The following is a 10,429-nucleotide window of genomic DNA, read 5'->3' on the forward strand; positions in this document are numbered from 1 at the left end:
GGTTGATAAGTACTATGCAATCCAATATTTAAAAACAATTAAGATGGCGAGTAACATCAGAAACATTTCGGCAAGCGTCAATATAGCTTGTTTAGGATGTTCGCTATATGCCATTTCAAAAAATGCCCTTATGGCATAGTCCAAAGTCAATAACGTGATAACTCCAATTAAGTATAAGTAGGATAAATCTTTATAGTTTATCACCAGAATCGCTAAAATCATTAAAGTGATTCCAGTAAAGGTCCTCATCCATTTATCAACTTTGCGATGGGAATCATTTATATGATTATAGGAAAAAAATTTTCTTTTAACTTTCTCCACTTTAAAAATCTTTCTTAAAAGAAATTTCACTGTGGAGATAATCACAAAAACAATTATCGCTAGTAAGCTAAACTTTACCCAGAACACAAAACCCCTCCCGTTACATAAATCAATCTACACATTTCTTTAACCCCACTTTATTAATTTGACGGAAAGCTGATTATATAAGTTTTGAATTGTTCAATTAATCTGCAAAGTTAGTCCAATAATTTCAAGATAAATAGCGTTAATCCTTCTTCTAATCCTGCTTCTATTTTTAACCTTTTTTAATAAATATTTTCCATTACCATTGAATCATATATTGTACAAATGTAACCTAATAAGTAGTCATACTCTATAGGGGGAAAAATGAAGAAACTACTATTTCTGTTTTTATGTACTTTTACATTATCATTTGCAGCCACTGCTTGTTCAAACAAACCAAAGGCTCCAAAAGATGTTATAGGGGCTTCCATAAAGGCTATGGAGCAGGTAAACAGCTTTCGTTCAGTAATTGAAGTTCAACAGGATACTACTTACGCTGAAAAAAATGCTGACGCATCCCCTTCAAAGGATACGTCCACCATTAAGATGGATTATATAAAAAAACCGGAAGCTTTATATCAAACGACCCACATTAGTTTTAGTGACGGTTATCAGAACTTTAAAGGAGAATTATATCTCCTTGAAGGTGATGTATATGCAACCGATGTTCTGTCTAGGTGGACCAAGGGCACAGGAGCAGGGATTCGTCCTTCTTTGGAAGCTACTAGAAAGCATCTTAGTATAATATATGAGCTTAAATGGTTGGAGTCACATTCTGATAAGATACAAATGGAAGAAAAGGACGAACAGTATGTTTTAACGCTTTCAGGTTCTGGAAACAACTTTAAAAGTTTTACTGAATACTTATTGGACATCACTTTACCGGCATTATATTCTTCACAGTTTGTAGATAATCTCGTTACAAACTCACTAACCTACAACGTATTTATCGATAAAGAAACTCTCAGACTAGTAAACACTATTATCACTACTGATTTGGAAATGACAGTTGATGAAGGTCATAATCTTATAGAAACTATTCAAACAATCAAAGAAACTTATTCAAATTTCAACGAAGTCGAATCCATTGTCCTTCCTGATGAGGTAAGAGAGAATCATATTGATTATACAAGTTCTGAAGGATAACAAACTAATAAACAGTAAATGAAATCATATAATTTTATTCTACATTTGTGTTCGGTAGCTACAATGATTGTTGAGGCTTACTCTTACTCAATTTACCTTTTTCACTAAACTGCCTGGTTATTGAAGAAGGCAATAACCGGAGATTTCGGCCTGATCTTCAGTTATTGCCCCGTTTACTAGAAAAAAGATATTTCTTTCAAACAAAATATGGGTTATCTAAATCATTATTATTAATGACTACATCTGCATTAAGTTGAGGTGAGTGTTGTTCTACATATAGTTTTGATGCAGCGTGATACCTTTTCAGGAACATTACTTCAGCTTTTTCATAACTTCCAAATGCCCGTTCTTCTCTTTTGGCTCCTCTTTTTCTGGCTAACGCAAAGTCCGTTTTAACAAATATTTCAAAATCGTACAGGTCACTTAAATCCTTTTTAAATAAAAAAGTTCCATCAATGATAAAAATTGAATCCTTATTTGCTATTTTTATTTCCGGGTTCACATACTCGTCCTTTGCTAAATCTAAAGAACTTGTTTGATAATGGAGGTCCCCCCCTGGACCTAAAGGTATTAATAGTTTCTGCTTAAAGGAATTGTAATCATGAGCATCCTCTTAATAACCACTCGCAGATTCCTTCCCTTGTCTGTATCGGATAACTCTTGGATTATGAAAATGATCTATGCTAGTCCTAATCACATTCACTTTTCTACTTTGAAGTTCTTCCTTAAGCTCATCAGCAAGCGTTGTTTTGCCAGATGAAGTTATTCCACTGACTCCTACCCTAATTGGATGGCATGTTTCTATACTCAAGATTCTATTTGCTATTTCTGATATAAGTTCTCTCCTTACCATCTAACTCCCCGCTTTCCAACCATGCTCTTTTATCAACTACATTAGGAAAATCCTTATTTACCATAACTTATCTATTAAATTGCTCAATAATTGAATAAGGGCAATAGCCTGATCAATTTGATGATCTTCAGTTATTGCCCCCGTTACTTCAAACATATTTACTGTTGGAATTTTTTAAAATCATCAATGTATAGAGCGACATAACCGCAATTGGGACATACAGATGCTTTAGGTTTTGCCGATACGTTATTGAAAAACCCTTTCCCTTTTTGACTAATTTTAAGTCCGGAAATATCAGCCTCAACAGTCACCTTATAATCATCTATCATTTCAGTTTGACATTGATTACATATTCTTTTCATTAATAAACAACCCCTATTATTAATAATATTTTTATATTTGAGCTTAGAATGCTTTTGAATTTATTTTTTACGGCAACTCTTTAAAACCTTCTTCAACCTTACTACAACTTTACTTGAACAAAGGGGTGCAGCTTTTTCAGCAAACGCCACCTATGATTTAATAACAGTTTTTAATCATATGCTTTCTTGTTTGGGTATATTTTGCTTCAAACGCCCCTGTATCTTCACTGTAATAACTGCATTCTTGCTGTACTTTTCCTGTCTCTCTCCATTGCACATACACATATTTTTCTTTAGGTTCATCTTTAAAAACAACATAAGCAAATGTACCTTTAATTCTATTTGTATTAAATTTCATATTGTATTCTGCTTCAATTGATAAAATACCTTCTTCTGTGTAGCCATTCCCCGTCAAGTATTCTTTGACTTGTTTTTCCATTAAATAATCCCTTATAAAGTTTCCGTGAAATGCATCATAGATAAACATTGGGATTCCAACAACAACAAAACAAATCAACGCAATTATTATTGGCTTATTATATTTCTTCAAAATGTAACCTCCTCAACTGATTATTTAGTGTAATTTTACACTAAAGGGGTATAATGTCAATTACTGATTGAAGGGTTAATTCAACTAGCCTGAGCGTTAACTTAATACTCCAGAATGTTGATGCATTCGATCTTGATTTTGCTCAACCATTATCCTGGGAGCTTCGTTGAGTTTGAGACTTTTAGAATTATATAAAATTTCATTAAAAGCCCAATCCAGGTTTAATAATATTTCTTTCAACTTTATCATTAATTGGTATTAATTTCTGATTATTCGAGCACGTGGACATGGATATGTTAAAATAATCCAAGTACTGCATTTTAAACAAAGGATTGGAGCTGTAACAATGAAGAGAAGGAACATGTTCGTCGTAACGATTTTGTCCGCTTTGTTACTCGTGGGAATGTCCGCCTGTAATCAATCATCTGATGGGGATGCCGCAAATCAGTCGGAATCCGATGCGACCTCTGCAAACAAGGAGGATTCTTTACAAACGGATGATTCATCTGTGGACAGCACAACGGAATCCGATGAAAACGAGAAGGATCAATCGAAGGAGACTTCCACTGAAAGTAGCAGCCCTGAAAGTGAAGGGCAGGATGATACGGTCACAAAAGCAGAAGGAAAACAAACCTACTTAGAAAAATTGGACAACATCCAAAAAGAACTCGATGCCCTGCCATATAAAAAGGACTCCGATAAAGGTGTCACCAACGCGATGAAAAACTATTACGGTGTCTCATATGAAAAATATGACGATGCCTTGAATGAAATCTATTCCCTGCTGAAAAAAGAGCTCTCTCCAGAGGTCATGGCGGAGTTAAAGTCTGAACAAGTGAAGTGGATCAAAGAAAAGGAAGAAAAAGCTGAGAAAGAACGACTGAAGTATGAAGGTGGAACGTTTGAAAATGTGGCGTGGTACATCTCTTTGTATGAGTCGACGAAGGATCGGTGTTATGAATTGGTGGAGGAATATATGAGGGATTAAATCCAATAATTGAAGAAGGGGGCAATAGCCGGAGATCGACGATTGATCTTCTGTTATTGCCCCCGTTATATGTTAGCCTCATTCAAAATTATTAGTTCATACTATATTATGAAGTTCGATCATCAATTTTATTTCTTTAACTTGCGTTCACTCAATAACTTTTCCTTATTAGGCTTAGTTTTGTCTACCAAAAAATTTGCCCATTCAAGTTCAAGTTTATCTGTATTTTCTTGCCAATATTGCAAACGGGTATAATAATAATCTATCTTTTCACTGACTGGTTCTGTAAAGTTTTCTGCTCCGTATTTTCGTACAATTGCACTCAATTCATAAATAGGCAGTCCTAAAGCATGCGTTTCTACATGTACAGTAGCTCCAGCGTGACCAATTGCTTGGCACAAAGCACCGTGCTCGCTATCATCAATTTCTTTTGCCACTGCATGTGAACCTAATATAGCCTGTTTTGCTTTAGGCATTTTTATTTTGCCCCTTGCCCAATCCTCACAAAGTTCTAAACAAGTTCTGGGTCTTCGTTCATTGGGGTACTTAGCCTCAAATTGATTTAACGGCATTTTCGCACAATCCAATGCCCACATGACAAGAGTTCGATGAGTTTGTAATTGAATTAACTTTATTAACTCTTGCAGGCAAAGACTATCACGAGAGAACAACAATTTATTTTTTTTCTTTAATTTTTGTTCTACATCTGAAAACATTTTTATACCCCTCCTTCCATTCTCAGCTTAATGGCATGTGGCAACAAGATAAATACACTTCTCATACAAAAACAGCCGCACTCTGTAACATTTTGCGGCTGTTCCATTGTATTTACTTTAACATCATTATTTCATTTGTAGGCGGAACATAGATGAAATGGTCGTCTCCATCTTTATATGGTCCGGCAATCTCATGTTCTAATTGGTATTTGTTAAGTGCTTTCCCTGTTAATGGGTCAACGACCGAGATAAATGATTTGTCGTCAACACGATTTGTGATATAAAGCTGATCCCCGATCATATTGGCATGTATTTCATTCGGATTATTGAGCTGTTCATCAGTGGTTTGATGTAAATCTCCGCCTGCTGTCAGGTACCATGCCCATTTTTCCTTACTCAAATTATAGGAAAGAACAGCATTATTTCCGTATAAAATAAGGTGATCTTTGTAAATATCGGATGTGAATTGATGATCTATTTTCGTTAGTTTCGGTGTGGCGGCGATTTTCGTTTGGCTTTCAATATTCCCATCTTCCAGAGCAAAAATATCGATGGCAGACTCATCCATACTGGCGATTGTACCTTCTGACTCTTTCATTGCGTATACCGTATTATCTTTTAACGCTATATCACTGTAGAATCCTTCTTCCAACCATAACTGTTCACCAGTTTCCCGATCAATTGCTGCTAATGCATCCTGACCAAAGTATACGATTTTATCCTCTGTCAAAACCATCTCGACAAAGATTCCGATATCCCCGTTAAGGTCGGTTTCCCATACCTTTTTCTGAGTCGTTTCATCATATGCAATGGACTTATTATTGCCATATAGGTAAAGGATCCCGTCTTGCTTCTCAATGCCAGCTGCTGACTCGAGTGTAAGTAACTTTGACTTCTCCCCTGATTTCATATTCAATTTATGGAGGTCCTTTGATTCCTTATCCAAGTAGTACATGGTATCCTCAGAAACATGAACGGGATCTGCATGGAACAGCTGTAGCATATCAGGTAAATACGTTCCTTTACCCCGGTTATAAAACTTATACCCATAGTTTCCACCAAACGCAATGGTTCCGTTTGACACCTCCGTCAGATGATAATAATCCAAACCAGGACTGTCACTCAGTTCTTGCGACTTAAATCCCCGGGATCTCAATTCTGCACTATCCCACTCAGTTATCTCGCCATGCGGGATATCTTCAAATGAACCCTTTTCAGGAGTTGTTGAGGCTTCTTTATTTGTTTTCACGTCACTATCCGCTGATGTGGGTTCCTTCGTTTCCTTTTCCGAACAACCTGCTACTATCGTAAAACTGCAAATGAACAAAAAACATATACCTATTAAATTTTTTCTCATCTTATCCCCTCTCGTGTGTTTGAGTTTTTTATACAGTCTCATACTAATGGTTTATATTGGAAAACTCAACGATTTCGATATGAAAAGATGTAAAGTTTCAGCAAACTGTCTATTCGATTTGCTGCTTTATTGAAACTTGTCATTCTTGATACCGCTGCCTTGCTTACAAAAACTAAAAAGGGGCAGGGACAAAACGAATAAACCGCGACATAAAGACGAACAATTTCAGTGTATGTTCTTAATACCGCTAATGATTTCCGTGCAAGATTTCGCTTTCCGCGGGTAGCCCGTGAGTCTCCTCGGCAAGCCTGCGGGTTCTCACTTGTCTAGCTGCAGGAGTCTTCGTCTTGCACTCCAATCAACCGCTGGAAAGAGCAAAAATCTAAATGTACATTAAACAAAATAAAAACCCGAACTGATTTGCCTGTAAGAAGGCAAATCAGTTCGGGTTTTACTTAGACCAAAACACTTTTGTCCCACCCTCTTTTCTATAATTACTGATCAACATAAGACCAACGATCATGCGGAGTCTGGTTGTTTTTCCGGCACCATTTGGACCGAGGAAACCGAAAATTTCTCCTTTTGGTACATCGAATGAAAGATCCTCGATGATGGTGTTTCGCCCAATCCGCTTAGACACATTTTTCAAGCTGATAATCGGTTCGCTGCTCATACCTGTACTCCCTTAATAATAAAATTAAAGATTTCGTCCAGGTGTAAATGTCCTGCTTTAACCTTCGTCATCACTTTGGTATTCCAGAATATCTCCAGGCTGGCACTCCAATGCTTTACAAATAGCCTCTAAAGTTGATAGCCTGATCGCTTTCGCCTTCCCATTTTTCAATATAGAAAGATTAGCCATCGTGATTCCAACTTTCTCCGAGAGTTCTGTTACACTCATTTTCCTTTTAGCCAGCATCACATCAATATGGATTATAATTGCCATTTCATTCACCTCAGACCGTTAAATCATTTTCTGATTTTATAGTAATTGCTTCTTGTAAAAGTCTTTCGAGAACTGCAGCAAATACGGCAATGACTAATGAAGCACCGACAATGACCATTCCGATAAGCACTAGCCCAGGTGCATCATCCCATTGCGCTATGATAAAGATGAATGGAAGCACCACCGCATACAAACCACTGATGATGAGGGCACAGATTTTGATCTTGCGGAGAGATATAACGGAGAGCTCCGTGAACGCCTGACTCTTGTCGATATAACGCAGCAGCATTAATGCCTGATATAACGCAAAGTAAAAAGGAATGGCCGATACATACATCACGGTTACTACACCGATAATCATATAAGCAAGCTCCGCGCCCGGTTGTATATGCCCAATGGCTTCTTTCATTACCTGCGGCAACCCAAAAATACACAAAGCAAGAACAGGAATTCCCATAAGAATAACAGCTGTTCTCAAGAAGAATGTTGATCCTCGTTTCATACATAACACCTCACTAATTTGTTTTCATTTAGAAATTTACCATATAATTTATCGATTTTCAATAAATATTTATTATTTTTTATTTGTTGTTTATTGAATTGCACTATTTATATATCTCAAAATAACAAAAAGAGCATTTCTCTGGATTGGGAAATGCTCTTGAAAACTGGTAATTATACAATTTATAACTTGTTTGCTTCCTGACTGGTCCCCTTGATTTAACAAGGGGGTGGTGTTATTGAACAGAGCGCCCTGTTGACTCAAAAATAGCACAGGACCATAGCATAGCCTATCAACGGCTGGTTGAATTAGGATTTTGTAACGTTCTACTGTGAGTTGAATGGCATCGTTTGAGTCATCATAGGGTAACTTTCTTTTTGAACATTATGCTTGATCAGAAGGTGGCTGATAGGATAATTGATTATTAAGATGAGATTGAATCGTTTAGACTCCATTTTAGGGAATCGCAACAAGAATGGCTGAACAAATGCTTGCGGTACTTGGAACAGATAGAAAGAAACAATTTCCTGATGCGCCTCGAATGTGTTCATGGGCAGGTTAGGTTCCTGGGTGTAATGAAAGTGCTGGAAAACGGAATCTCCTAAAATCAGGAATGGAAACAAGTACTTAAGGTCAGCAATAACTGAGTCAGCTCATTCTGTTCGAGAATCAAACAATTACCTTGGAGCTCTTCATCGTAGAAACTTACATATTTAACCTTAATTGTCAGCCAGCAGCTTTATTTTCTTCTAAATTGTTATTAACTTTTAAAGTACCTTCAGATTTAGAAACTAGTAAGGCAGTTGCAGCGTCTCCAACAATATTCGGTACAATTCTGCCCATATTCATAATACGATCGATACCAGCTAATAATGCTATACCTGCCAATGGTAAACCTGCAGCCTCGAGTACAATGACAGACATAATCAATCCAGATCCAGGAATACCAGCAGTACCTATAGATGCTAATGTCGCGGTAAGCATTACCATTAATTGAGTTGCTATAGAAAGTTCTACACCATAAATTTGAGCGACAAAAATAACAGAAACCGCCTGATAAATGGCTGTGCCGTTCATATTTATAACTGCCCCTAAAGGCACAGCAAAGTTTGTAGTATCTTCATCTGCTCCTAATCTTAAAGTGGCTTTTAAAGTTAAAGGTAGAGTTGCAACACTGGAACAGGTTGCAAAAGCGAAAGCCATTGCATCTTTCATTTCTCGTAAAAATCTTATTGGGGATATTTTTACAACCCCTCCTACTAAAATTCCTGCCTGTACAATTACTAAAAATAAAATACAAGCAAGGAAAAGTGCGATAATTGCTTTAGCATAAGGGAAAAGTATATCTAAACCAGTACTTCCCACAACATCTGCCATTAAACCAAATACTCCAATCGGAGTAAATTTTAAAACAATTTCTGTTAATCTCGACATCAAATTTTGCCCTGTATTGAAAAAATCTCGTACTTTTTTTCCGCTTTCGCCCAATGCGAGGATCGAAAAACCAAGTAGAAGCGCAAAAAAGATAATTGAAAGTAAATTGTTTTCTGCCAGAGCTTCAAAAATACTAACTGGAACAATATTCACGATTGTATCTATTACAGAAAATTCTTCAGCAGATTTGGTTACTTCCGCTGCATCACCCGGTGCTGGAATCGTTACCCCAGTCCCCACATTCAGCAGATTAGCAAAGAATAAACCAATAAGTATCGCAAATAACGTTGTTCCTAAGAACCACATGACAGTTTTCAAGCCAATTCGGCCAACCTTATTCCCCTTACCTATATTTGCGATAGCACCTACAATCACACAGAAAATTAAAGGGGCAACGATCATCTCTAGTAAATTCGTTAAAATAGTACCTAAGAATGCAAACATTGCCGCTTTTTCTTGGAGTATAAGGCCTGCTATAATACCCAAGGCAAAACCAATCATGATTTTCGTAAATAAATTCATTTCCATAATCTTTTTAAACAAACTCTTTTTTTCCTCAGGTTTCTTTTCACCCATAATGATTCTCTCCCTTCACATAATGAGTTCTATAATCCACTATCTAACATTTAGTTAAACATTTTTCATATACGCTAATAAAAAACATTTTGTCCTCCACACTTTTATGTGAAAACGCTTACTTTTTTGTGTCTATTTGCTTTAAGTGATAGATGAAAGTTCTTCACTTTACCTGGCTGCAAAAGCAATAAACCTTTCATTCATGACAATATTGTTCTGATCCCTAAACACAATTTAAGGAACGATCATCGTACATAATTTTGCAGTTTTCCAATACCGCTTACTTCGATTTCGACAGTGTCACCAGATCGCATTGTACAGCTGCCAGAAGGGGAACCCGTTGCTAAAACATCCCCAGGTTCTAATGTCATAATTTGTGATAACCAACTAATTAAATATGGGATTTTTAACGTCATTTCACGTGTATTACCATCCTGCACAATTTTATCATTTAGCTTTGTTGTAATTTGCAAATTGGATGGATCAAGACCCGTTACAATATGGGGACCTATTGGGCCGAATGTATCAAATCCTTTCCCCCTTGTGTATTGCGGGTCATCCCTAGTTAGGTCTCTTGCGGTTATATCATTAAAAATGGTACACCCAAAAACGTAATTCATCGCTTCCTCTTCTGATATGTTTTTTCCACGTTTT

The 10,429-nt window shown here is 36.7% G+C and carries 12 protein-coding genes and 2 pseudogenes; 2 read left to right on the plus strand and 12 right to left on the minus strand.

Annotation, left to right across the window (positions count from 1 at the left end; translation table 11 throughout):
- Positions 1 to 12 precede the first annotated feature (12 nt).
- Entirely contained in the window at positions 13 to 408 is a 396-nt protein-coding gene (locus HP456_RS14575) for a DUF4181 domain-containing protein (protein WP_172252340.1), read from the minus strand.
- Positions 409 to 669: 261 nt separating this feature from the next.
- Between HP456_RS14575 and HP456_RS14580 the strand changes: the two genes are divergently transcribed.
- Positions 670 to 1,491, plus strand: coding sequence for a DUF6612 family protein (locus tag HP456_RS14580; RefSeq protein WP_172252342.1), 822 nt, complete (start codon positions 670 to 672; stop codon positions 1,489 to 1,491).
- A gap of 196 nt (positions 1,492 to 1,687) precedes the next feature.
- Here HP456_RS14580 and HP456_RS14585 read toward each other — a convergent pair.
- The 3 genes and pseudogenes from HP456_RS14585 to HP456_RS14595 all read right to left on the minus strand — a co-directional run bounded on the left by HP456_RS14585 (position 1,688) and on the right by HP456_RS14595 (position 3,256).
- A pseudogene (locus HP456_RS14585) lies at positions 1,688 to 2,344 on the minus strand (hypothetical protein).
- A gap of 158 nt (positions 2,345 to 2,502) precedes the next feature.
- Entirely contained in the window at positions 2,503 to 2,706 is a 204-nt protein-coding gene (locus tag HP456_RS14590) for a nucleic acid-binding protein (protein ID WP_172252344.1), read from the minus strand.
- A gap of 157 nt (positions 2,707 to 2,863) precedes the next feature.
- On the minus strand, positions 2,864 to 3,256 hold the full coding sequence (locus HP456_RS14595) for a DUF3139 domain-containing protein (RefSeq protein ID WP_172252346.1): 393 nt from the start codon (positions 3,254 to 3,256) through the stop codon (positions 2,864 to 2,866).
- A gap of 346 nt (positions 3,257 to 3,602) precedes the next feature.
- On the opposite strand from HP456_RS14595, the gene HP456_RS14600 reads away from it, so the two are divergent.
- On the plus strand, positions 3,603 to 4,244 hold the full coding sequence (locus HP456_RS14600; protein ID WP_172252348.1) for a lysozyme inhibitor LprI family protein: 642 nt from the start codon (positions 3,603 to 3,605) through the stop codon (positions 4,242 to 4,244).
- 128 nt (positions 4,245 to 4,372) lie between these two features.
- Here the strand turns inward: HP456_RS14600 and HP456_RS14605 are convergent, their stop codons facing one another.
- The 8 genes and pseudogenes from HP456_RS14605 to HP456_RS14640 form a co-directional block, all read right to left on the minus strand.
- A complete protein-coding gene (locus HP456_RS14605; RefSeq protein ID WP_172252350.1) occupies positions 4,373 to 4,960 on the minus strand; it encodes a putative immunity protein in 588 nt (195 codons plus the stop codon).
- A gap of 112 nt (positions 4,961 to 5,072) precedes the next feature.
- Positions 5,073 to 6,317 (minus strand): outer membrane protein assembly factor BamB family protein, encoded by a 1,245-nt coding sequence (locus tag HP456_RS14610; protein WP_172252352.1) that lies wholly within the window; start codon positions 6,315 to 6,317, stop codon positions 5,073 to 5,075.
- A gap of 496 nt (positions 6,318 to 6,813) precedes the next feature.
- Positions 6,814 to 6,990: pseudogene (locus HP456_RS14615) on the minus strand (ATP-binding cassette domain-containing protein); the annotation flags it as partial.
- A gap of 57 nt (positions 6,991 to 7,047) precedes the next feature.
- Positions 7,048 to 7,263 (minus strand): helix-turn-helix domain-containing protein, encoded by a 216-nt coding sequence (locus HP456_RS14620; RefSeq protein WP_172252356.1) that lies wholly within the window; start codon positions 7,261 to 7,263, stop codon positions 7,048 to 7,050.
- A 10-nt stretch (positions 7,264 to 7,273) separates the two neighbouring features.
- Positions 7,274 to 7,765, minus strand: a complete 492-nt coding sequence (locus tag HP456_RS14625) for a DUF2975 domain-containing protein (RefSeq protein ID WP_172252358.1) — start codon at positions 7,763 to 7,765, stop codon at positions 7,274 to 7,276.
- 326 nt (positions 7,766 to 8,091) lie between these two features.
- Positions 8,092 to 8,316 (minus strand): hypothetical protein, encoded by a 225-nt coding sequence (locus HP456_RS14630; RefSeq protein WP_172252360.1) that lies wholly within the window; start codon positions 8,314 to 8,316, stop codon positions 8,092 to 8,094.
- Between the two features lie 175 nt (positions 8,317 to 8,491).
- Positions 8,492 to 9,775, minus strand: coding sequence for a dicarboxylate/amino acid:cation symporter (locus HP456_RS14635; protein ID WP_172252362.1), 1,284 nt, complete (start codon positions 9,773 to 9,775; stop codon positions 8,492 to 8,494).
- Between the two features lie 245 nt (positions 9,776 to 10,020).
- Positions 10,021 to 10,429: fumarylacetoacetate hydrolase family protein (locus HP456_RS14640; RefSeq protein WP_172252364.1), on the minus strand; the 409-nt coding region annotated here is incomplete at its 5' end.

It is taken from the genome of Bacillus haikouensis, from assembly GCF_013179555.1.
Classification (GTDB): Bacteria; Bacillota; Bacilli; order Bacillales; family Bacillaceae_B; genus Rossellomorea; species Rossellomorea haikouensis_A.